The organism is Umezawaea tangerina (assembly GCF_003002815.1).
Lineage (GTDB): Bacteria > Actinomycetota > Actinomycetes > Mycobacteriales > Pseudonocardiaceae > Umezawaea > Umezawaea tangerina.
In genome coordinates, this window is sequence record NZ_PVTF01000003.1 from 63580 (window position 1) to 84034 (window position 20455).

At 72.3% G+C, this 20455-nt stretch carries 21 protein-coding genes and 3 tRNA genes; 12 read left to right on the top strand and 12 right to left on the bottom strand.

Annotated features, from left to right (window positions below; genetic code table 11):
* Window positions 1-43 precede the first annotated feature (43 nt).
* Together CLV43_RS10500 and CLV43_RS10505 are read left to right on the top strand one after the other, a co-directional pair.
* Window positions 44-868: an oxygenase MpaB family protein gene (locus CLV43_RS10500; protein ID WP_245886260.1), complete on the top strand. Its 825-nt coding sequence runs from the start codon at window positions 44-46 to the stop codon at window positions 866-868.
* Window positions 869-1069: 201 nt separating this feature from the next.
* Window positions 1070-1894 (top strand): glutamate ABC transporter substrate-binding protein, encoded by an 825-nt coding sequence (locus tag CLV43_RS10505; protein WP_106186933.1) that lies wholly within the window; start codon window positions 1070-1072, stop codon window positions 1892-1894.
* Window positions 1895-1940: 46 nt separating this feature from the next.
* On the opposite strand, the gene CLV43_RS10510 is transcribed toward CLV43_RS10505, so the two are convergent.
* Window positions 1941-3113: a L,D-transpeptidase gene (locus CLV43_RS10510; RefSeq protein WP_245886262.1), complete on the bottom strand. Its 1173-nt coding sequence runs from the start codon at window positions 3111-3113 to the stop codon at window positions 1941-1943.
* A gap of 405 nt (window positions 3114-3518) precedes the next feature.
* On the opposite strand from CLV43_RS10510, the gene CLV43_RS10515 reads away from it, so the two are divergent.
* Window positions 3519-3722: a cold-shock protein gene (locus CLV43_RS10515; RefSeq protein WP_106186934.1), complete on the top strand. Its 204-nt coding sequence runs from the start codon at window positions 3519-3521 to the stop codon at window positions 3720-3722.
* A gap of 76 nt (window positions 3723-3798) precedes the next feature.
* Here the strand turns inward: CLV43_RS10515 and CLV43_RS10520 are convergent, their stop codons facing one another.
* The 4 genes from CLV43_RS10520 to CLV43_RS10535 all read right to left on the bottom strand — a co-directional run bounded on the left by CLV43_RS10520 (window position 3799) and on the right by CLV43_RS10535 (window position 7175).
* Window positions 3799-4125, bottom strand: coding sequence for a hypothetical protein (locus tag CLV43_RS10520; protein ID WP_106186935.1), 327 nt, complete (start codon window positions 4123-4125; stop codon window positions 3799-3801).
* A gap of 201 nt (window positions 4126-4326) precedes the next feature.
* Window positions 4327-6567 (bottom strand): heavy metal translocating P-type ATPase, encoded by a 2241-nt coding sequence (locus CLV43_RS10525; RefSeq protein ID WP_106186936.1) that lies wholly within the window; start codon window positions 6565-6567, stop codon window positions 4327-4329.
* 7 nt (window positions 6568-6574) lie between these two features.
* A complete protein-coding gene (locus CLV43_RS10530) occupies window positions 6575-6784 on the bottom strand; it encodes a heavy-metal-associated domain-containing protein (protein WP_106186937.1) in 210 nt (69 codons plus the stop codon).
* Between the two features lie 130 nt (window positions 6785-6914).
* Window positions 6915-7175 carry a hypothetical protein gene (locus CLV43_RS10535; RefSeq protein ID WP_146174726.1) on the bottom strand — a complete coding sequence of 87 codons (261 nt, stop codon included), beginning with the start codon at window positions 7173-7175 and terminating at the stop codon, window positions 6915-6917.
* A 140-nt stretch (window positions 7176-7315) separates the two neighbouring features.
* On the opposite strand from CLV43_RS10535, the gene CLV43_RS10540 reads away from it, so the two are divergent.
* From CLV43_RS10540 to CLV43_RS10555, 4 genes are all read left to right on the top strand, one after another.
* Window positions 7316-7561 (top strand): hypothetical protein, encoded by a 246-nt coding sequence (locus tag CLV43_RS10540; RefSeq protein ID WP_106186939.1) that lies wholly within the window; start codon window positions 7316-7318, stop codon window positions 7559-7561.
* A gap of 200 nt (window positions 7562-7761) precedes the next feature.
* Window positions 7762-7834 (top strand) — tRNA-Glu (locus CLV43_RS10545).
* Window positions 7835-7887: 53 nt separating this feature from the next.
* A tRNA-Asp gene (locus tag CLV43_RS10550) sits at window positions 7888-7961 on the top strand.
* 33 nt (window positions 7962-7994) lie between these two features.
* Window positions 7995-8068, top strand: a tRNA-Phe gene (locus CLV43_RS10555).
* Between the two features lie 180 nt (window positions 8069-8248).
* Here the strand turns inward: CLV43_RS10555 and CLV43_RS10560 are convergent.
* Entirely contained in the window at window positions 8249-8977 is a 729-nt protein-coding gene (locus CLV43_RS10560) for a protein phosphatase 2C domain-containing protein (protein ID WP_106186940.1), read from the bottom strand.
* 60 nt (window positions 8978-9037) lie between these two features.
* On the opposite strand from CLV43_RS10560, the gene CLV43_RS10565 reads away from it, so the two are divergent.
* Both CLV43_RS10565 and CLV43_RS10570 read left to right on the top strand, forming a co-directional pair.
* Window positions 9038-9250, top strand: a complete 213-nt coding sequence (locus tag CLV43_RS10565; protein WP_106187522.1) for a helix-turn-helix domain-containing protein — start codon at window positions 9038-9040, stop codon at window positions 9248-9250.
* Entirely contained in the window at window positions 9247-9780 is a 534-nt protein-coding gene (locus tag CLV43_RS10570; protein WP_106186941.1) for a Clp protease N-terminal domain-containing protein, read from the top strand. Before CLV43_RS10565 ends, CLV43_RS10570 begins: the two co-directional genes overlap by 4 nt.
* Here CLV43_RS10570 and yczE read toward each other — a convergent pair.
* Complete coding sequence (yczE, locus tag CLV43_RS10575) at window positions 9752-10405, bottom strand: membrane protein YczE (RefSeq protein WP_106186942.1); 654 nt, start codon at window positions 10403-10405, stop codon at window positions 9752-9754. The genes CLV43_RS10570 and yczE overlap by 29 nt on opposite strands.
* A 61-nt stretch (window positions 10406-10466) precedes the next feature.
* Here yczE and yczR point away from each other — a divergent pair, with 61 nt between their 5' ends.
* Window positions 10467-11927 carry a MocR-like transcription factor YczR gene (gene yczR, locus CLV43_RS10580; protein WP_106186943.1) on the top strand — a complete coding sequence of 487 codons (1461 nt, stop codon included), beginning with the start codon at window positions 10467-10469 and terminating at the stop codon, window positions 11925-11927.
* A 384-nt stretch (window positions 11928-12311) separates the two neighbouring features.
* Here yczR and CLV43_RS10585 read toward each other — a convergent pair whose 3' ends face one another.
* A complete protein-coding gene (locus tag CLV43_RS10585) occupies window positions 12312-13187 on the bottom strand; it encodes a hypothetical protein (protein ID WP_146174727.1) in 876 nt (291 codons plus the stop codon).
* Window positions 13188-13602: 415 nt separating this feature from the next.
* Between CLV43_RS10585 and CLV43_RS10590 the strand changes: the two genes are divergently transcribed.
* Window positions 13603-14550, top strand: a complete 948-nt coding sequence (locus tag CLV43_RS10590) for a S8 family peptidase (RefSeq protein ID WP_245886264.1) — start codon at window positions 13603-13605, stop codon at window positions 14548-14550.
* On the opposite strand, the gene CLV43_RS10595 is transcribed toward CLV43_RS10590, so the two are convergent.
* Genes CLV43_RS10595 through CLV43_RS10610 form a run of 4 tightly spaced genes read right to left on the bottom strand, consistent with a single transcriptional unit; the run spans window position 14528 to window position 18886 of the window.
* Window positions 14528-16675 (bottom strand): CHAT domain-containing protein, encoded by a 2148-nt coding sequence (locus CLV43_RS10595; RefSeq protein ID WP_106186945.1) that lies wholly within the window; start codon window positions 16673-16675, stop codon window positions 14528-14530. The two genes, CLV43_RS10590 and CLV43_RS10595, sit on opposite strands and share 23 nt — an antisense overlap.
* A complete protein-coding gene (locus CLV43_RS10600) occupies window positions 16672-17115 on the bottom strand; it encodes a hypothetical protein (RefSeq protein ID WP_106186946.1) in 444 nt (147 codons plus the stop codon). The genes CLV43_RS10595 and CLV43_RS10600 overlap by 4 nt, the downstream gene beginning before the upstream one ends.
* Window positions 17112-17660, bottom strand: a complete 549-nt coding sequence (locus CLV43_RS10605) for an RNA polymerase sigma factor (protein ID WP_106186947.1) — start codon at window positions 17658-17660, stop codon at window positions 17112-17114. Before CLV43_RS10605 ends, CLV43_RS10600 begins: the two co-directional genes overlap by 4 nt.
* A gap of 53 nt (window positions 17661-17713) precedes the next feature.
* Window positions 17714-18886 (bottom strand): pyridoxal phosphate-dependent aminotransferase, encoded by a 1173-nt coding sequence (locus CLV43_RS10610; protein WP_106186948.1) that lies wholly within the window; start codon window positions 18884-18886, stop codon window positions 17714-17716.
* An 80-nt stretch (window positions 18887-18966) separates the two neighbouring features.
* Between CLV43_RS10610 and CLV43_RS10615 the strand changes: the two genes are divergently transcribed.
* On the top strand, window positions 18967-20172 hold the full coding sequence (locus CLV43_RS10615) for a DUF445 domain-containing protein (RefSeq protein ID WP_106187523.1): 1206 nt from the start codon (window positions 18967-18969) through the stop codon (window positions 20170-20172).
* Window positions 20173-20455 lie beyond the last annotated feature (283 nt).

Consider the following 20455-nt stretch of genomic DNA (forward strand, 5'->3'; position numbering starts at 1 on the left):
CATGTCGTGACGCAGCGCCGCACGCCTGTGACACGATGAAATCGTGGCGACACCCGACTCGGTGACCTGGCAGCTGCACGCCGATCCCGCGATGTGGGTGGCGGGCATCTCCAGCCTGTACCTGCAGGCGCTGCACCCGCTCGCCGCCGCCGGTGTCGTGCAGAACTCGAACTTCCAGCGCGACCCGCTGGGCAGGCTGTCGCGCACGGCGACCTTCGTGGGCGTCTGCACCTACGGCACGGCCGAGGAGGTCGACGCCGCCGCGGCGAAGGTCCGGTCGGTGCACCGGTCGTTGCGCGGCACGGACCCCGACACCGGGTCGTCGTTCCGGATCGACGACCCGGAGCTGCTGCGCTGGGTGCACTGCGCCGAGGTGCACTCGTTCCTGACCGTGGTGCGCCGGGCCGGGTACCGGCTCACCGACGCGCAGGCCGACCGCTACCTCGCCGAGCAGCGGCAGCCCGCGACGCTGGTCGGGCTGCACGCCGACGAGGTGCCGGGGTCGGTGGCGGAGATGGCCGCGTACCTGGCGGAGACGCGTCCCGCCCTGCGCCGGTCGGCCGACGCGGACGTGGTCTACCGGTTCCTGCACCGGCCGCCGGTGCGCGGCGCGCTGCGCTGGGGCCTCGGCCTGTACGAGCCGGTACTGGGCCACCTGGCGTACTCGCTGCTGCCCGAGTGGGCGTTGGAGGCCTACGGACACCGGCCGTACCCGGCGGCGGTGGCGACGGCGGTCCTGCGGACGTTGCGCGGCACCGCGCTGCTCGTTCCGGGGCTCCTGCGGTGGCGGGTGCCGACCGGTCACGTGAACCGGGCGATCCGCCGGATCGGTTGGTCTGCATACCCCCGTCGGGCCCTGTTGCCATAGGGATTTGTGCTAAGTCACAGCCCTAAGTCACCCGAACGGCCTAGTAAAACGGCGTGATGCGACGTGCGTCGCATCGATGAAAGCGATTGCGTACGTAACATCGGACTGGCGAACCCCCGAGGTCGGGTCGATGGCGACCGCTCCCGCAGCCGCCTCGGGCGCGCCCTGCCCACAAGGCTTCGATGATCGGAAGGTTCCCCGTTGCGCACCCTCTTGCGTCGAACACTGCCCGTGGCCGTCTCGGTGGTCCTGCTCGCCGCGTGCGGCAGCGCGGACCAGAACACGATCGAGGGCAGTGCCGACCGCGGCTCGCTCACCGTCGGCATCCGCTTCGACCAGCCAGGACTCGCCGAACGCCGGATCGACGGCAAGGTCGTCGGGTTCGACGTGGACGTGGCGAAGTACATCGCCACCGAGCTGAACGTGGACGAGAAGAACATCACCTGGAAGGAGGCCCGCTCCGCCGACCGCGAGAAGCTGATCACCTCCGGCGCGGTCGACTTCGTCGTCGCGACCTACTCGATCACCGACAAGCGCAAGGAGCAGGTCGCCTTCGCGGGCCCGTACTTCCAGACCGGCCAAGGCCTCCTCGTCCGCTTCACCGAGAACGGCATCACCGGGCCGGAGAGCCTCAACGGCAAGAACCTGTGCTCCGTCACCGGGTCCACGTCGGCGCAGAAGGTCGAGAACGACTTCGCGCAGGGCGTGCGGCTGGTGGAGTACGGCCAGTACTCGGACTGCGTGACCGCGCTGCTCGCGGGCAACGTGGACGCGGTCACCACCGACGAGGTGATCCTCGCGGGCTTCGCTGCGGAGAACCCGGAGCTGCTCAAGCTGGTGGGCAGGACCTTCAGCACCGAGAAGTACGGCGTGGGCCTCGCCAAGACCGACACCAAGGGCCTGGCGGACGTGAACTCCGCGATCCGGAAGATGATCAGCTCGGGCGAGTGGGAGAAGTCGTTGCTGCGCAACGTCGGCGAGTCCGGCATCAAGATCCCCGAGCCGCCGCGGCTCGACGGGTCGTGACCGGACCGGGTGGGTCGGAGGTGTCCGACCCACCCGGTTCCCGCGCTTAGACGGCGGACTTGGCGAGCCAGGCGTTCCAGTCGAGCGCCCAGTCGTAGTAGGTGCGGTCCTCCTCGGAGAGCGCGATGCTCGACCCGGTCACGTTCACCGGGTCACCGGGGATGACCTCGTCGAAGTACAGCTTCGCGTTCTCCGGGGCCAGGTTCGCGCAGCCGTGCGACACGTTCTCGCTGCCCTGCGCCCACCGCGAGCCCTCGTACCCGTGCACGTACTCGCCGTTGTAGGAGATCTGCACGCCCCACGGGACCTTGACGTTCTCGTAGTCGTACTTGATGTTCGTCATCGACACCTCCTCCGACTTCGAGATGACCACGTGGATGCCGCTGTGGGTCACCCGGCCGGGGTCGGACTCGAGGCCGTAGCTGGAGGGGAAGTCGAACAGCTGCTGGCCGTCCTTGGTGACGACGAACCGGTGCGACTGGGTGTCGGCGGTCGCCACCAGCGCGCGGCCGATGGTGAAGTGCACGCTCACGTCCTGGCCGCCGTACGCGCCGTCGCCGTGCGGGACCCCGTAGAGGTTCGCGAAGACCTTCACCGTCGTGCCGGGCGTCCAGTAGGCCTTCGGTCGCCAGTGCACCTCGGTGTCGCTCAGCCACGCCCACGCGCCCTCGGTGGGCACGGACGTCTCGACCTTGAGCGCCTTCTGCACGCTGGCCTTGTCCGTGACCGGGGCGGTGAACTCGACGGCGACCGGCATCGCGACGCCGTAGGTCTGGTCGTCGCCGAGGTTCAGGCTGCCGATGATCTGCCGCGCGGGCGTCACCGTCCTGAACGCGCCGGTGATGGGCGACTCCTTGCCGTCGGCGTCCTTGGCGGTGCCGGACCAGGTGTAGGACTTGCCGTAGCCGAGCGGTTCGCTCGCCACCCAGCTGGTCCCGTCGGCGGCAGGCGCCCCCGCGACCTGCTTGCCCTCGTCGTTGGTCAGCGCGACCGACACCAGCTTGCCCTCGGTGACGTCGACCTTGAACGGGCCCGCCGGGCTCACGTCCTCGGTGCCGTTGGCGGGCGTCGTGCTGACCGCCATCGGCGCCTTCACGGCGACGTTGGACGCCTGCTGCCCGCTCGTCGCCGACGGGTTCGCGGCGTCCCCACCGGTGCCGCACCCCGCGACGACCACGCCGATGGCCAGTGCCACCGCTGCCGCCAACCCCTTGCCCACGCCCACTCTTCCCCCTCAGCCCCTTGCCTGATGTGTACATCGACGTGTCGTGGGGCTCGGCCGTTGTCATTACGCCGATGTGACGTCGGTCACTGCGCCTCGGGGGAGGATGTCGATCTCCGGAAGATCCGCTCCGGAGCACCGGAACCGGCCGCCACCAGCCATCACGGGGGCGTCGGCCGGGCCGCCCGGCATGGCCCGGTTTGGTGGGTTCGACCTGTAGTCTTCGGCACCCTCAAGCGATACGCTGACCTCGCAGGCCGTGGTTTCTGTGTTCGTGTCTCACGCTCGCGGAACAGCACGCGGGCGTACTTCTCCTCGCTGAGGTCGGCGGGGGGAGCGCCCCCGGGACGGCCGGGGGTTGCATGGTGCAACCCCAAGCTTTCCTGCGATGGAGGCAGGTACATGGCACAGGGCACTGTCAAGTGGTTCAACTCCGAAAAGGGCTTCGGCTTCATCGCCCAGGACAACGGCGGCGCTGACGTCTTCGTCCACTACTCGGAGATCCAGGGCAACGGCTTCCGCTCCCTGGACGAGAACCAGCGCGTCGAGTTCGAGGTCGGTCAGGGGCAGAAGGGCCCGCAGGCCCAGAACGTCCGGGCCATCTGAGTCAGGTCGTACCGAGAAGCGCCCCCGTCGGGATTTCCCGGCGGGGGCGCTTCTCGTCGTGGTGGGGTTGGCGGAGTCAGTAGCCGCGCTGGCGGGCTTCCCACTGCAGGCGCTGCATGACCCACTCGGTCGCGAGTGCCTGCGGGGACGTCTGGCGCTCGCCCGCGAGCTCCTTCAGCTGCTCGTTGTCCATCAGCGTCAGGCGCAGCTGGTAGACCTGCGCGCTGCCGAAGCTCGTGCCGGAGGCGGTGGTCTCGGTGTCGGTCTCCGGGGCCAGCGCCGCGAGGTACGAGGTCAGCTCATCATCGGTGTCGCCCGCGGGCGCCAGCTCGTCCTCCGCCACGTCGATCTGGGGCGGACGATGGCGGCCGGACTTCGAACGACCAAGGGACGGTAGGGGCACGCCGACAAGGGTAACGGTTGGATTGCGGCGACCGTCAATGTGTGACCCCGGTCACGGTGTACCGGCATGGAGAGGCCCCCGCGCCAGGGGGAGGAACGCGGGGGCCGGAGGGGATCTCCACAGGTGCTGACCGGGGGTGTGTCAGCAGTTCGGATTGTTGCACGCGCACGCTCGGCCGGGGAGGGGGTTGCCGGGAAATCTTCAGGTCGCGGTCGGGCGGAATCGCTTCAGGCGCAAGCTGTTCGTGACCACGAAAACGCTGGAGAAGGCCATCGCCGCGCCCGCGAGCATGGGGTTCAACAATCCCAGTGCCGCCAACGGCAAACCGGCAACGTTGTAGGCGAACGCCCAGAAAAGATTTCCCCTGATGACGGCGAGGGTCCTGCGGGACAGGCGGATGGCGTCCGCGGCGACCAGGAGGTCACCGCGCACCAGCGTCAGGTCGCCCGCCTCGATGGCCGCGTCGCTGCCGGTGCCCATCGCCAGACCGAGGTCCGCGGCGGCCAGCGCGGGCGCGTCGTTCACGCCGTCGCCCACCATCGCGACGACCCGTCCGCGCGCCTGCAGGTCCCGCACGGCGTCGACCTTCTCCGCGGGCAGCACCTCGGCGACCACGTCCGCCGCGTCGATGCCCACCTGCGCGGCCACCGCCCGCGCCACCACGGCGTTGTCACCGGTGAGCAGCACCGGTCGCAGGCCGAGCGCGCGCAGCTGCCGCACCGCGGCGGCACTGGTCGGCTTGACCACGTCGGTCACCGCGAGCAGGCCGTGCGCCTTGCCGTCCACGGCGACCGCGACGACCGTGCGACCCGCCCGCTCCGACTCGGCGAGCGCCGCGCGCAGCCCGTCCGGCAGCTCCACGCCGTGCTCGGCGAGCAGCCGCGGCCTGCCGACCACGACCGCGCGGCCGTCCAGCTCCGCCGTGACACCAAGGCCTTCCCGGTTGCGGAAGTCGGTGACACCGGGCAGCTCGCCGACCTCGGCGCCGGCGCCGCGCACGATCGCGGCGGCGATGGGGTGCTCCGAGCCGTCCTCCGCCGCGCCCGCGACCCGCAGCAGGTCCGCCCGCTCCACGCCGTCCGCGGTGACCACGTCGACCAGCGCCAGGCGGCCCTCGGTGACCGTGCCGGTCTTGTCCAGGACGACGGTGTCGACGCGGCGGGTCGACTCCAGCACCTCGGGGCCCTTGACCAGGATGCCCAGCTGCGCGCCGCGACCGGTGCCGACCAGCAGCGCCGTCGGCGTGGCCAGGCCGAGCGCGCACGGGCAGGCGATGACCAGCACGGCCACCGCGGCCGTGACCGCGAACTCGACCGGACGGCCGAGCAGCAGCCAGGTCCCGAGGGTCAGCACCGCGAGGCCCAGCACCACCGGCACGAACACCGCCGACACCCGGTCGGCCAGCCGCTGCACCTCCGCCTTGCCCGCCTGCGCCTGCTCGACGAGCGAGGCCATCCTGGCGAGCTGGGTGTCCGCGCCGATCTTCGCGGCCCGCACGACGAGCCTGCCGCCGACGTTGACCGTGCCGCCGACGACGGCGTCGCCGACACCGACCTCCACCGGCACGGACTCGCCGGTGACCATCGAGCTGTCGACCGCCGAACCGCCCTCGACCACGACCCCGTCGGTGGCGATCCGCTCACCGGGGCGCACGACGAACAGCTCGTCCACCCGCAGCGACGCCACCGGCACCCGCGCCTCGCGGCCGTCGCGCAGGACCGCGACGTCCTTGGCCCCCAACGCGAGCAGCGCCCGCAGCGCGGCACCGGCACTGCGCTTCGACCGGGCCTCGAGCCAGCGGCCGAGCAGCAGGAACGCGGTCACGCCGACCGCGACCTCCAGGTAGACGTCGGTGGTCGCCGAGGGCCGCGGCACGAAGCTGAACTCGTGCGTCATGCCGATCATGCCCGCGCCGCCGAACACCAAGGCGTACAACGACCACAGGTAGGAGACGACCACGCCCATCGACACCAGCGTGTCCATGGTGCTCGCGCCGTGGCGCAGGTTGACCGCGGCGACCCGGTGGAACGGCCAGCCGCAGACCCACACCACGGTGCTCGCCAGCGCGAGCGAGAACCACTGCCACGCCGGGAACTGGAGCACCGGGACCATCGACAGCACGACCACCGGCAGCCCCAGGGCGACCGCGATCGACAGCCGGAGGCCGAGGTCGCCGCCGTGCTCGGTCCCGGCGGGCGGCGAGTCGTCGGTGCTCGGCGGCGTGGCCTCGTACCCCGCCGCCTCGACCGCGGAGACCAGGTCCTGCACCCGCAGGCCGACCGGGAACTCGACGCTCGCCTTCTCGGTGGCGTAGTTGACCGACGCGGTCACGCCGTCGAGCTTGTTGAGCTTGCGCTCGATCCGGTTGGCGCACGACGCGCACGTCATGCCGCCGATGGCCAGCTCGACGCGCTCGTGGGGCCTGGACTCCGTGGTGGTCATGGCGCGGTCAGCCCACCAGCTGGTAGCCGGCCTCCGTCACGGCGGCCTTCACCTCGTCCTGGCCCAGTTCGCGGCTGCTGGTCACGGTGACCGCGCCGCTGTCGAGCACGACCGAGACGTCGGTGACGCCGTCGAGCTCGCTGATCTCCTCGGTGACCGAGCTGACGCAGTGGCCGCAGGTCATTCCGGAGACGGTGAAGGTGGCGGTGACGGACATGGGCCGTGGTCCTCTCGACGGGGGTGACGCTGAAGCCCAACATACCCCCAGGGGGTAGTGGTCGGACACAGTGCGGCTGATCACGGGACGCGCACCGTGTCCGACTGGGAGCTGGGTGTGACCGTCGAGTCTACTGTGGAGGGTCGGTCTTCCCCTCGTGCTGGTCCATCTCGCCCTCGATCCGCGCGACCAGCGCGTCCAGCCCGTCGAGCATCTCCTCCAGCTTGCCCATCCGGTCGTCCAGCAACGCCCCGATGTCGGACTCCAGGTCCGTGATCGTCAGCCCTCCCAAGATCGCTTGCGCGTCCTGGGTGATCGCCGCGACGTCGAGGTCGGCGGGGATCTCGGCGGGCGTGAACGGGGGCTTGGGTTCGGGTTCCACCTCTGACATGCGCCCATCCTCCTCCAGTCGTTCCGGTGAGGCACCTACGGGGAGTGACACTGAGTCGTGAAGGAATCACTCTCCGGGGGGCTGCGGCGCCCGACCGGGGTCGCTTAGCCTCGCGCCAACCTCAAGTCGGGGAGGGTGTCATGAGTGGATCCCTAGAAGTCCGTCAGTTCCTGTGGACCCAGGACGACGGTTTGTCACGCCAGGGCGCGGGTGGCGTACCCGCTCAGCGGACCGGCGAGCCATCGCGGATCTCCGATGATCAAGTGCACCGGGCACGGCTCGCGGTGGCCCGAGGCGCGTTGGACGCCGAGGACTGCCGGCTGCTGCTGGACATGCTCGGGCTGTCCCCAGGAGAGGACGGCGGCCCCACACCCGTCCAGCGGTAGGCGTGCCGGTGCTCCGACGGGTGCGCGGGCACCCGTCGGAGCCGATTCAGGAGGTGAAATCCCAGCTCAGTCGATAAACGGGACCCCCGTTTTGGAGTAGTGGGCACTCGTGCCTTATGCTTACGGAGCTTCCAACGGACAGCGGTTGGAGGGCCCGAGACAGAGGGTGGCCCACACAAGGGCTGCCGGAAGTTGCAAGGGTCCCCATCGTCTAGCGGCCTAGGACCCCGCCCTTTCAAGGCGGTAGCACGGGTTCGAATCCCGTTGGGGGCACGTGTTAGGCTAGGCAAAGTGACACGCTAGAATGCAAGACAGCAGTACAGCAAGGCCCAGTGGCGCAGTTGGTTAGCGCGTCGCCCTGTCACGGCGAAGGTCGCGGGTTCGAGTCCCGTCTGGGTCGCTATAGCGTTCGGTCACATCCCGGCCGCTACATGGCCAGGTAGCTCAGTTGGTACGAGCGACCGCCTGAAAAGCGGTAGGTCGGCGGTTCGACCCCGCCCCTGGCCATTCGACATCGGGACAGCCCCGTCTGCGGAAATCGCAGACGGGGCTGTCTCATTCTGTGCGATTCCGGGGCTCTCGCCCCAGACCCCAAGGCAGGGCGGGCTTCGCCCCCCTGCACCCCCCGGTGGGTGCAGGGGTGGTTTCCTGCGGTTTGTCGGTGGGATTTCCTGTCGATTGTTTCGGCTAATTGTCCAGGTGGATTATCGCCAGAGCCTGGTCGTCGTGGGTTTTGTACCGGGGCCAGCGAGTGCGTTCCGGATCGGAGAGCTCGGCGGTTCGGACGTCGTCGAGGACGGCCTCCGGGCCGCGGGTGGTGATGATCTCCAGGACGGTCTCCCAGTCGGGGAAGATCCGGTAGTCGTCGACGCCGCAGGAGACCCCGTCGGTGGCCATGATCACAGTCCCGATCCCGGCTCTGGGCAGGGTGGTCCGGACCGCTCGGTGGGCGGCTTCGGGGTCCGCCTCGGCGACCCAGTAACCGCCTTCGCGGTTCTTCCAGTCGGTGATGGGGGAGGCGACTCCGCGCAGTTCCGCCAGGCGTGTGTCGGCAATCACAGTGGTGGTGGGGCCGAACGCCACGATCGGGCTGTCCGCCAGGACCAGGGTGTCGATCTCCTCGTCGGTCCAGCGGGCGATGGCGATGGTGCTGGACGGGGCGTCGCCGGGAACCAGGTCGTAGCGGGTGGTGACGCGGGTGATGGCGGTGGCGAGGAGGTCGGCCAGGTCGCCGTCGGAGGTGAGCAGCCCGGTGAGCTCGGTGCCGAGGACCTGGGCGTACCAGCCGCCGTTGCGGTCGGGCGGGCGGCGCGAGGTGACGCCGTCGAGCACGACGACCGCGTTGGGGAGGACGAAGACCCGGTCCTCGGTCGGGCGGCCGGGAGCGGGGCGTTCCGCGGTTTCGATCTTCGCCATGGCCTCACCGTAGCGTCAACTTCGGTTGACAAACGCCGAGTGTCAACCTACGTTGACGTCATGACTAAGGCGACCGAGTTGGCCTCGGCGGCTGGGGACCAGGACCCGAAGGTGGGGCTGCGCGCGGTGAGCGCGCTGCGCAGGCTGCTGGAGCAGCTGGAGTCCGTCCAGGTCCGCAACGCCCGTGTCCGGGGCTGGTCATGGCAGGAGATCGCGGCCGAGCTGGGGGTCACCCGGCAGGCCGTCCACAAGAAGCACGGAGGACGGGGATGATCGGCGAACGGTTCACGCGCGAGGCCCGCCAAGCGGTGCGCGACGCGGTCAAGGAGGCCGAGCGCGAGTCGGCGCCGCGCATCGGCAGGCGGCACATGTTGTTGGCACTGCTGGAGTCCCCGGCGCTGGCGGGGTTCGACCTGTCCCGCGAGGAGGTCGAGGGCGCGCTGCGGGAGGCCCGGCGCAAGGGCGGGCTGAGCGAGGCGGACACCGAGGCGCTCAAGGAGCTCGGGATCGACCTCGACCGGATCGTCGACAGCGTCGAGCAGTCGCTGGGCGAGGGCGCGCTGGCGTCGATGGGGACCAGCAGGAAGCGGTGGCTCTTCGGCGAGCACAAGTCGTTCGAGCCCGAGCTGAAGAAGACGCTGGAGCGCAGCCTGCACGAGGCCAGGGACCTCGGGCACAACTACCTCGGCAACGAGCACCTCGTGCTCGCGCTGCTGGCGGGCGGAGGGCTCGTCACCGAGGTGCTGGAGGCGCGCGGCGTGAACTACGTCGAGGTCAGGAAGCGGGTCGCGCAGGGGGCGTGACCCCGGCCCAGGTCAGCCTGGGCAGGAACGCCTGGGTGAGCGGACCGATGGCCAGGGCGTACAGGACGGTGCCGATGCCCAGGGTGCCGCCGAGCAGCCAGCCGCCCAGGAGCACGGTCACCTCGATGACGGTGCGCACCAGCCGCAGCGAGATGCCGGTGCGGGCGCAGAGACCCGTGGTCAGGCCGTCGCGGGGGCCGGGGCCCAGCCGGGCGCCGATGTACACGGCGGCCGCCAGGGCGTTGAGGACGATGCCCGAGGTCAGCAGGGCGATCCGGAGCAGCAGGGCGGTGGGCTCGGGGACCATCGCCAGGGTCGCGTCCACGGCCACGCCGATCAGCACGACGTTGGACACCGTGCCCACGCCGGGGCGTTGTCTGAGCGGGATCCAGCAGAGCAGGACCAGTGCGCCGACGATCACGGTGATCGTGCCGAAGCTCAGGCCGGTGCGCTTGGTCAGGCCCTCGTGCAGCACGTCCCACGGCGCCAGGCCGAGGGTGCCGCGGATCTGCAGCGCCATGCTCGCGCCGTAGAGCCACAGGCCGATCGCCAACTGGGTCAGCCGCCGGGCGGGGGCGACGGTGACCGGGGCGGACGTGAGCGCGGCGAGACGTGGAGAGGCCATGCGGCCATCGTGCGGGCCGATTGGCCTTGTAATCCAGTGCCAATCGCCAATAATTGGCCTCATGGACCACGACATCCCAGTAGGTGGACGGGTATCAGGCCACCGGTTGGCCCGGTTGCTGGGCGATTGGCGTCGTCGCGGAGCCCGGCAGGGCACCACCGACCTGGCGGCGGGAATCCGGATGCTCGTGGTGGAGGGCCAGCTCCCCGCGGGCACCCGGCTGCCCGCGGAACGGGAGATCGCCGACGCGCTGCCGGTGAGCCGCACGCTGGTCTCCGCCGCGCTGGACCAGCTCCGCGAGGACGGCCTGGTGGCCAGCCGCCGCGGCGCGGGGTCGTGGATCACCGTGCCGAGCGGGGTGTTCCGCCCGGTCACCGACCTGGTGCCCGCCGAGCGCGGGCTGATCGACCTGGCCCGCGCCGCGCCGCCCGCGCTCCCGAACCTGGCCGCGGCGATGGACGCCGTGCGGCTGCGGATGCCCGAGCACCTGGCCGGGCACGGCTACCACGAGCACGGCGTGCTGGAGCTGCGGAAGCTGATCGCCGACCGCTACTCCGCGCGCGGCCTGCCCACCTCGCCCGACCAGATCGTCGTCACCAGCGGTGCGCAGCACGCGATCGGGCTGGCGTTGCGGCTGTTCACCGGCCCCGGCGACCGGGTGCTGGTCGAGCAGCCCAGCTACCCGAACGCGCTCGACGCCATCCGGTCGATGTCGGCCATCCCGGTGCCGGTGCCGCTCACGTCGGAGGGCTGGGACCTCCCCGGCATCGCCGCCGCGCTGCGCCAGGCCGCGCCGCGGGTCGCCTACCTGGTGCTGGACTTCCACAACCCGACCGGGCACCGGCTCGACGCACCGGGCAGGGCCCGGCTCGGCGAGCTGCTGCGCCGCGCCCGCACACCGGCGATCATCGACGAGTCCCTGGTGGACCTGGACCTCGACGGCGACCCGGAGGACGCGCCGCCGCCGATGGCCGCGTTCGCCGACGAGCTGGTCGTGACGATCGGCTCGGCCAGCAAGTCGCACTGGGGCGGTATGCGGATCGGCTGGATCCGCGCCACGCCCGACGTCGCGCACCGGCTGGTGTCCACCCGCACGTCGGTCGACTTGGGCACCCCGGTGTTCGAGCAGCTGCTGACGGCCGAGCTGCTGGCCGGTTCGGACTCCGCGCTGCGCGGCCGCCGGGTGGAGCTGGCGCTGCAACGGGACGTGCTGATCGACAGCCTGCGCGAGCACTGCCCCGGCTGGGCGGTCCGGCGGCCGTCGGGCGGGCTCGTGCTGTGGTGCGGGCTCGACGCGCCGATCAGCACGCGGATCGCGGTGATGGCGCAGAGCCACGGGGTCCGGCTGGCTCCCGGCGCGCGGTTCGCGGCGCAGGGCGGGCTCGAACGGTGGTTGCGGCTGCCGTACGCGCTGCCGTCGGACGTCCTGCGGGACGCGGCGCGGCGGCTGGGCTCCGTGGCCGCGCTGGTCGCGGGGTCCACGACGGCGATCGACGGCGACCTGGCGGTTCCGGTCGCCTGACCTCGGGGTTCAGGTCCCCGCCGCGGTCTGGCGGCGGCGGGGACCGCTCTGCGCCTACCAACCGGACTTCCGGCACAGCCCCTCGATGTGCCGGTGTGTCGGTGGCAGTTCCCGTGGACCTGCGGCGGGGACGTTCGGGGCGGAACGTCCCTGCCGCAGGTTCCGGGGTGAGGCCCTGGTGCTGCGGGGCAGTGCAGGCACCTGGGCCGGCCCCGACCTGCTGGGGCGCGGTCGGCAGGTCGGGAAGCTGGGTGGGCGTGCTCGGAACCGCGGCGCGAAACGCCGAGGACGGGCACAGCCGAGGTGGTGCTGAGGAGGATCACGAGCAGGCGGGACCGGGGGTCAGGGGTCCGCGGGCGTGCTCAGGGCGCAGTCGTGCCAGGGTCAGTCGGGCGACGAGCTCGGCAGGCCTTGCACGCTGCCGGGGGTGCGCGCCTCGTCGCGCCGCTCGACCGTCCACGTGGACGGTGCTCGCGGTGCGGCCTGTGCGGTCGTCACGGCCGACGCCCCACCGCGGGCGCCGCCCGAGGTGTCGTGGCCGCTGGAGGACGCGGTGGGGGCCGTCGGGGCCGAGGCGGGCTGGGGCGCGGGGGCGGGCGCGGCGGGCCGCGGCGTCTCCCACTCCGGACCGCTCGACGGCGCGGCGGGCTCCACGTCGACGACCGGGGCGCTCACGTGGATCGCCGGGATCGTCCACTGCTGCACGGCGACCGGGGCGACGACGACCTCCGCCTCGGCCACGACCGGGGCGGGTGCCTCGACGACGGGGTCCGGTGCCGGTTGCGCGGCGAGCTTCGCGGCCACCTTGGCCTCGACCTTCGCCGCGTACAGCTCGGCGGGCATCGCGTTCGAGATCGTGCCCGAGCGCTCGGTGGCGTTGCTGATGATCCCGCCGGAGAAGGAGAGCTCCTCTGTGGAGGAGTCGTCCTCGGCGGGGGTGGTCTCCTCGGGCTCGGCGTCCTGCTCCGGCTCATCGGCCGGTTCGAGGAAACCGAGGTCGACGGGCGCCGCGGCCATCGCGGTGGTCCACTGCTCGCTGATGCCCGTGACGTCGACCTGAGTGTCCTCGACGGACACGCGGTGCTCGGCCAGGACGGAGTGGACGATGTCGACCGCCCTGGTGTCACCGACACCGTGGTCGACCGTGTCGGCGGACGCGACCGCGCCGCCGACCAGCCACGCCGCCGCCGCGAGCCCGCCGATGGTGAGCGCCCGCACCAGCAGAGATCCGGTGCTGCGCACCGCATCTGCTCCTGCCACGGAAATCACCACCGTTCCAGGTCACCGCGAACGCAGTCGGCTGCTCGGGGCTGACGATGTGTCATGTCTAGCACTGGTGACCGCGTTTTCGAACGCTATCGGCCGGAACCACTCGGAAGGGCTGCGTGGTGCGGCTGTCCGGGTAGTCGCCCCGCCGGGTGAACACTTTCCGTCGCTGTTCACGACTTCGGGTGATGCGCGCCGGAGTCCGCTGTGGACGGTCGTCCCGGTCGGCGATGGTGTCCGTCGTGGACGACGAACTGGCGGGAAGCGCGCAGGTCACCTCCCTCGCGGAACTGGTCGGCGGCTGGCGGGCCGAGGTGCCGGACCTGGTCCTGCACGACCCGGTGGCCCTGCCGAGACCTTGGTCCGTTCGGGCGAACTGCTGGTCTTTCCGGACGAACTGCCACGCGCGGTGGACCGGTTGGGCCGCTGGATCGATCACGTCGAGCACCCCGCGGACCGGCGGGTGGCGCGCGTCCGGCTGCGGCCCGCCGAGCGCGTCCGGTGCGTCCAGATCGCCGTGGACCACGGGTACGCGCCCAACCACGTCCACGTCGGCAGCCCGATCATGTTCGGCACGGCCTGCCCGGTGCCGCCAGAGGCCGCACCCTCCGACCCGCCCCGCCACGAGCGCTGGGACGTGACCGCGGCCGTGCTCGACACCGGCCTCGACCCGCACCCGTGGTTCGCGGGCAGGCGCTGGTTCACCGAGCGGGAGCAGACCCCCGAGGTCCTCGACGGCCGCACGGGCCAGGACCGGCACGCGGGCCACGGCACGTTCGTCGCGGGCGTCCTGCTCCAGCACGCGCCGGGCGTCGTCATCCGTCAGCACCGGGTGCTGTCGTCGCTGGGCCTGACCGACGACCTCACCGTCGCCGCGGGCCTGCACCGCGCCCGGCGCGAGGCCGCCGAGCACGGCGAGCGGCTCGACGTCGTGCTGCTCACCGCGGGCTGCCACACCGCCGACGACCGGTGCCCGCCGGTCCTGCGCAGCGAGGTCAGCGCCTTCCCGGACGCGGTGGTGGTGGCCGCCGCGGGCAACGGGGCCACCTCCCGCCCGTCCTGGCCCGCCGCGCTGCCCGACGTGCTCGCCGTCGGCGCCGACGCCGCGTTCTCCAACCGCGGCTCGTGGGTCGACGCCGTCGCGCCCGGCGTGGACGTGGTCAGCAGCCACGTCCGGTTGGGCCCTGTGACCAGGGACTACGGGTACGCGCGGTGGAGCGGCACGTCGTTCGCCGCCCCGCGGGTCGCGGCCCGCGTCGCCGAGCTGGTGCGCCAAGGCCGCGGTGCGCGGGAGGCGCGCGCCCAGGCGGTGGCGGAGTTCGCGCCCGCGGGGGTCAGCCCGGCCCGAAGCAGCTGAACCGCCGGTCGCCGTGCCGCACCTGGGCGTCCGCGAGGGCCGCGGCCGGTCCGAGGCCGGAGCGCAGGCCGTCGTGGAACGCGGCCATCAGCGCGGGCGCGCGGTCGTCGGGCACGGTCAGCGTGCTGGCGACGACGGCCTTCGCACCGCGCCGCAGGAACGCCGGGGCCAGCCCGGAGTCGCACGCGGACAGCACCACGATCCGCGGGGGCCGGGCCAGCCGGTCGAGGTCGTGGCCGTGCAGCGGACCGCCGGCCAGTTGCAGGGACGAGAACAGCGGCTGGTCGCCGCGCAGGTGCCCGTGCGCGGCCAGGTGCGCGACGTCCACGCCGTCCATCGCCCGCAGGGCCGCCTCGACGGTCGCCGCCCGGCCCGCCAGCACCGTTCCGCCGTGCGCGCGGCGCAGGTCGGCGACCTCGCGGTCGGCGTGCACCAGGTCCGGGCCCGCGATCCACGCGTGGGTGCGCGGCGGGTCCGCGTCGGGCGGAGCTGCGCCGAGCGAGACCGGTCGGCCGCGGTAGGACGGCAGCGCCGCCCACGGCAGGCCCGGCGGGCCGCCCGTGATGGTGACCGGACCGTCCCCGGTCGGCGGGAGGAGAGCGTCGAGCGCGTCGGCCGACGCCCGCACGGCGTCCTCGTGACCGGTCTCGACGGCCAGCCGGAGGGCGTGGACGTGGTGGTCGACCGGCGGCAGGCGGTGCAGGCGACAGCGTCCGTCCACAACGGACACTGCGATGAGATGTCCGTTGTGGATGGTGAAGGCGAGCAGCGTCGTGCCCGACGGCACGGCCGCGGGTGGTGCGGTGCGCGGCGCCGCGAGGGACAGCCTGCGGATCTCCCGCTCCAGCTGGACGACCCGGTCCTGGTCACCCCTCCCCCTGGCCGACCGGAGCCGCTCGGCGAGCCGACCGGACACCGGCGCGGCGGCGGGTGCCTCGACCCGCGACCAGCGCAGCACGGCCCGCGCGTCGCCGTGGGCCAGCGCGTGTCCCAGTGCGATCGACCGCAGCTCGGTGCCGGGCCAGGTGTGCGGGTCGACCAGCGCCAGACCCGCCCGGCAGGCGGCGGCCGCCCGTCGGCGGTCCGGCGCGCGCCGCGCCCGGTCCAGCAAGGACAGCGCCCGCAGCCGTGCCGTGCCACCTCGGCGGGGCACCGGGAGACCGGCGGCCAACCGCAGCTCGGCGGCGTCCTCGGGGCGGCCCGCGCGGTCGCACTCGGCCGCGGCCCGCCCGGCCCGCGGCCGCTCGCCCGTCGCCCACCGGGCGCGCAGCGCCACCGCGTTCGACGGCCACGGGTCGCGGCGCTGCGCGCGGAAGATCCTCGCGGCCCGCTCGGCCAGCGCGCGGGCGGCCGGGAAGTCGTTGTCCGCCAACGCGCACCGCGCGGCGAGCAGCACCGCGTCCGGCATCCGCGACCCCCGGTCGCACCGGTCGAGCAGGGTGATCGCGGGCGCCAGCACCTCCCGCGCCTCGCCGACCAGTCCCGCGGCGAGCAGCGCCTCGGCGCGGTCGATGAGCGCCTCCGGTCGTCGGACAGCGGCCAGACCTTCCCGCGCCGCGTCCTCGTAGTGGCGCAGGGCGGTCGGCAGGTCACCGGCGACCATGGCGACGAAACCCCTGTTGTGCAAGCACATCGCGGCCCGGTCCCGTTCGCCGATGGCGAGCAGCACGGTCCGCGCGGCGCGGAAGTCGGCGTCCGCGGCGGCGGGCCGGAGCGCGTACGCGCGGGCGATGCCCCGGCCGACCAGCGCGTTGGCCAGCCACCACTGGTCGCCGCACCGGCGCAGCTCCCGGATCGCCGCGGTGAGCCGGGTGACCGCCGCCCGCGGCTCCGCGTGCAGGCACAGGTGCAGGCCGCGCAGGCAGTTCGCCCTGGCGAGGTCGTTGCCGGTCAGGCCGGGCAGCGCGGCGTCGAGGTGCCGGGTGCTGCTGTCCGGGCGACCGCGGTCGAGCTCCACCCAGGCCAGGGTCAGGTGGAGCTTCGCCGCCACCTCCACCGCGCCCGCCCGCCGGGCCGCCGCCAGCGCCCGCCCGGCCATCCGCCCGGCCTCGGGGAGCCTGCCCAGCTCGACCTGCTCCAGGCAGGCGGCGTGCCGGGCGAGCAGGCGCTGCTCCACCGCCCTCACTGGACGAACCACCCGGTGCTGAGGTCGGGGAGGGTCGGTCGGCGCAGGACGAAGCGGAGCGGGCCGGTGGGCAGCGGGTCGAGGTGGAAGCGGCCGATCGGGTCGACGGGAGCGCTCCGCACGCCGTCCGGCCAGGTCGCGCGGATCGTGCTGCCGTCGACGGCGGGGTGGACGAGGCCGATGGCGCGGACGCCGAGGCGGGTGGCGGTGTCCAGCCGGAGGTCGACGGTCGTGCCGGGGCCGGTGAAGCGCAGGGTGCGCGTACCGCCGTCGCCGCGGACCCCGGCGGGTGCGGTGAGGGCGGAGTCGGTGAGCAGGTCCATCGGGGCGGCGTCGGTCGGCGGGTGGAACCCGGCTGCCTCGGCCAGGTGGGGCGGGACGGGGTCGACGAGGTCCAGCACGGCGGCGAGGGCGTCGAGGAGGTCGCGGTCGGCGGTCACACCCGCACCTCCGCGTCCATCCGGCGGCGCAGCACGGCGAGGCAGCGGCTGCGGGTGGAGCCGAGGCTGCCGACCGGCATGCCCAGCACCCGCGCGACCTCCTGGTAGCTGAGCTCCGGCGCGTGGGCGACCATCCGCAGGATGTCGCGGCACTGGTCGGTCAGGCCCGCGAACGCCCGCCACAGCCGGACCGCCCGGTCGTCGGCGAGGACGCCCTCCTCCGGGCCGGGGAGGGCGGGCTCGGGCGGGCCCCACAGGTCGACGGGCAGCTCGCGGCCGCGGATCTTGCGGACCCGCGAGGCCTCGTGCCGCGCGGTGGTGACCAGCCAGCCGGAAAGCCTCGCGGGCTCGCGGATCCGGTGGAGGTGCTCGGCCAGCGCCAGCCAGGTGCACTGGCAGACGTCGGCCGCGTCGGCCTCGCGCAGCCGGGCCGCCCTGGCCACCGACCAGATCAGCGGCAGGTGCCGTTGGACGATCTCCCGCCACGCGCCCTCGTCGCCGAGCCGCGCCATGGCCACCAGGTGGGCGTTCGTGAGTTCTCGCATGCCCGCTTGGAAGCGGTCGGGTCCGGTTCGGATCCGCCACTAGCCCGATCGTGTCACCCGGTGAGCTTGTGCAGCCTGCGCAGCGCGTCGTCGAGCACCTCGTCCTTCTTGCAGAACGCGAACCGCACCAGGTGCCGCCACTGGTCGGGGTGGTCGGTGAACACCTGCACGGGCACCGCCGCGACCCCGATCCGCTCCGGCAGCGCCCGGCACAGCTCGGCGCCGTCGGTGAAGCCGAGCGGGCGGACGTCGGCGGTGATGAAGTAGGTGCCCTCGCTCGGCCGGACCGCGAAGCCCGCCTCCGCCAGGCCCTCCGACAGCCGGGATCGCTTGGTCGCCAACGAGGTCCGCAGGTCCTCGACCCAGGCCAGCTCGTTGCGCAGCGCGTAGGCCACGGCGGGCTGGAACGGGGCGCCGCCGACGAAGGTGATGAACTGCTTGGCCGCCTTGATCGCGGACACCAGCTCCGGGGTCGCGCACACCCAGCCGATCTTCCAGCCGGTGCAGTTGAACGTCTTCCCGGCGCTGGAGATCGTCACGGTCCGCTCGGCCATGCCGGGCAGCGTCGCCAGCGGCACGTGCTCGTTGGCGTCGAACACCAGGTGCTCGTAGACCTCGTCGGTGATGGCGACCAGGTCGTGCTCGACGCACAGCGCGGCCACCGCCTCCAGCTCCGCGCGGGTCAGCACGGTGCCGGTCGGGTTGTGCGGGGTGTTGATCAGCAGCGCGCGGGTCTTCGGCCCGATGGCCGCCCGCAGCGCCTCGACGTCGAGGCCGAACCGGCCGCTGACCGGGTCCTCGACCAGGCTCACGGTGCGGCGGGCGGCACCCGCCATCGCGACCGACGCGGCGTAGGAGTCGTAGTACGGCTCGAACAGCACGACCTCGTCACCGGGCTCCACGAGCGCGAGCAGCGCGGCCGCGATCGCCTCGGTCGCACCCACCGTGACCAGCACTTCCGTGTCCGGGTCGTACTGGGTGCCGTACCGGGTGCGGTGCTCGGCGACCGCCTGGCGCAGCACCGGCATGCCGGGGCCGGGCGGGTACTGGTTGAGACCGCCGTCGATGGCGTCCTTGGCCGCGGCGAGCATCCCGGCGGGGCCGTCGGTGTCCGGGAAGCCCTGCCCGAGGTTCACCGCGCCGGTGCGCTGGGCGAGCGCCGTCATCTCCGCGAAGATCGTCGAGGTGAACGGCCGCAATCTGGGGACTAGCGCTGGTACCCGCACAACTCCGAATCTTCACGGACAATGGTGTCGTGGAGCAACTGACGGCAGCCGACCAGGTCAATCGCCGGGACCTGCGCAGGATGAAACTCGTGGCGACGGGCTTCTTCGCGGCGGCGACGGTGATCTTCCTCATCGCGCTGACGCAGGAGTCGGGCGGGCCCGCCTGGGTGGGCTACGTGCGGGCCGCGGCCGAGGCGGGCATGGTCGGCGCGCTGGCCGACTGGTTCGCCGTGACGGCCCTGTTCCGCAGGCCGCTGGGGCTGCCGATCCCGCACACGGCGATCATCCCGAACCGCAAGGACAGCTTCGGCGACGCCCTCGGTGACTTCGTGGGCACGAACTTCCTCGCCGAGGACGTCGTGCGCGACAAGCTGCGCCGGGTGGACATCAGCCGCCGGGTGGGGGCCTGGCTGGCCGAGCCGGTGAACGCCGAGCGGGTCACCTCGGAGGTGGCGAACATCGTCAAGGGCGCCGTGACGGTGCTGCGCGACGAGGACGTGCAGGCGGTGATCGACCAGGGGATCGTGCGGAGGCTGGTGGACAAGCCGTGGGGGCCGCCGCTGGGGAAGCTGCTGGGGCAGGTGCTGACGGACGGGGCGCACCACAAGTTCGTCGACCTGGTGATCGACCGGACCTACGACTGGGTCAACGACAACCACGACAAGGTCGTGCAGGTGGTGTCGGAGCGGGCGCCCACGTGGTCGCCGAAGTTCGTGGACACGCTGCTGGGGGACAAGGCCTACACGGAGCTGCTGAACTTCGCGTGGGCGGTGAAGACGGATCTGAACCACCCGATGAGGGTGGCGCTGGACCAGTTCATGATCGAGTTCTCGCACGACCTGCAGCACGACCCGGCGACGATGGAACGGGCGGAGCTGGTGAAGACGCAGCTCGTCGAACACCCGGACGTGCAGCACTTCATCGGGTCGGCCTGGGGGACGGCCAAGAAGATGCTCCTGGACGCGGCCGAGGACCCCTCGTCGGAGTTGAGGAAGAGGGTGCGGGAAGGGCTGCTGTCGTTCGGGGAGCGGATGTCGACCGACGACGCGCTGCGGGCGAAGGTGGACGGGTGGCTGGAAGGGGCCGCGGGGTACGTGGTGTCGAACTACCGGGGGGAGATCACGACGTTGATCACGGACACGGTGGAGAGGTGGGACGCGGAGGAGACTTCGCGGAAGATCGAGCTGCAGGTGGGGAGGGACCTGCAGTTCATTCGGATCAACGGGACCGTGGTGGGGGCTTTGGCGGGGTTGGTTATTTATGCGGTGGGGCAGTGGGTGGTTTAGGGGGTTGGGGTTGTGTGGAGTCCGGGCCTTGTTCCCGCCCGTGTGAAGCTCCGTCCCTGCGTTCGTTTCGGGGTCCCCACCCGCGCGAAGCCCTGCCCCCGGCGCGCGATTGTCTCAATGCTCTGCCCTAGTTTGTCAAGACGGTGAAGCTGTCTTGACAAACTAGGGCAGAGCAGGAGGGCGCTGTTTATCGGGGGCGGGAGGGGATCTGGCTTCGCCAGACATCGGGCTGCGCCCGACACTGCATCAGGCTGCGCCTGACCGGGCATCCTCGGCTGCGCCG

Coding starts and splice junctions, on each gene's coding strand:
- CLV43_RS10515 (WP_106186934.1), top strand. CDS start 3,519: ATGGCACAGGGCACTGTCAAGTGGTTCAACTCCGAAAAGGGCTTCGGC.
- CLV43_RS10525 (WP_106186936.1), bottom strand. CDS start 6,567: ATGACCACCACGGAGTCCAGGCCCCACGAGCGCGTCGAGCTGGCCATC.
- CLV43_RS10530 (WP_106186937.1), bottom strand. CDS start 6,784: ATGTCCGTCACCGCCACCTTCACCGTCTCCGGAATGACCTGCGGCCAC.
- CLV43_RS10535 (WP_146174726.1), bottom strand. CDS start 7,175: ATGTCAGAGGTGGAACCCGAACCCAAGCCCCCGTTCACGCCCGCCGAG.
- CLV43_RS10540 (WP_106186939.1), top strand. CDS start 7,316: ATGAGTGGATCCCTAGAAGTCCGTCAGTTCCTGTGGACCCAGGACGAC.
- CLV43_RS10560 (WP_106186940.1), bottom strand. CDS start 8,977: ATGGCGAAGATCGAAACCGCGGAACGCCCCGCTCCCGGCCGCCCGACC.
- CLV43_RS10565 (WP_106187522.1), top strand. CDS start 9,038: ATGACTAAGGCGACCGAGTTGGCCTCGGCGGCTGGGGACCAGGACCCG.
- CLV43_RS10570 (WP_106186941.1), top strand. CDS start 9,247: ATGATCGGCGAACGGTTCACGCGCGAGGCCCGCCAAGCGGTGCGCGAC.
- yczE (WP_106186942.1), bottom strand. CDS start 10,405: ATGGCCTCTCCACGTCTCGCCGCGCTCACGTCCGCCCCGGTCACCGTC.
- yczR (WP_106186943.1), top strand. CDS start 10,467: ATGGACCACGACATCCCAGTAGGTGGACGGGTATCAGGCCACCGGTTG.
- CLV43_RS10605 (WP_106186947.1), bottom strand. CDS start 17,660: ATGCGAGAACTCACGAACGCCCACCTGGTGGCCATGGCGCGGCTCGGC.
- CLV43_RS10615 (WP_106187523.1), top strand. CDS start 18,967: ATGAAACTCGTGGCGACGGGCTTCTTCGCGGCGGCGACGGTGATCTTC.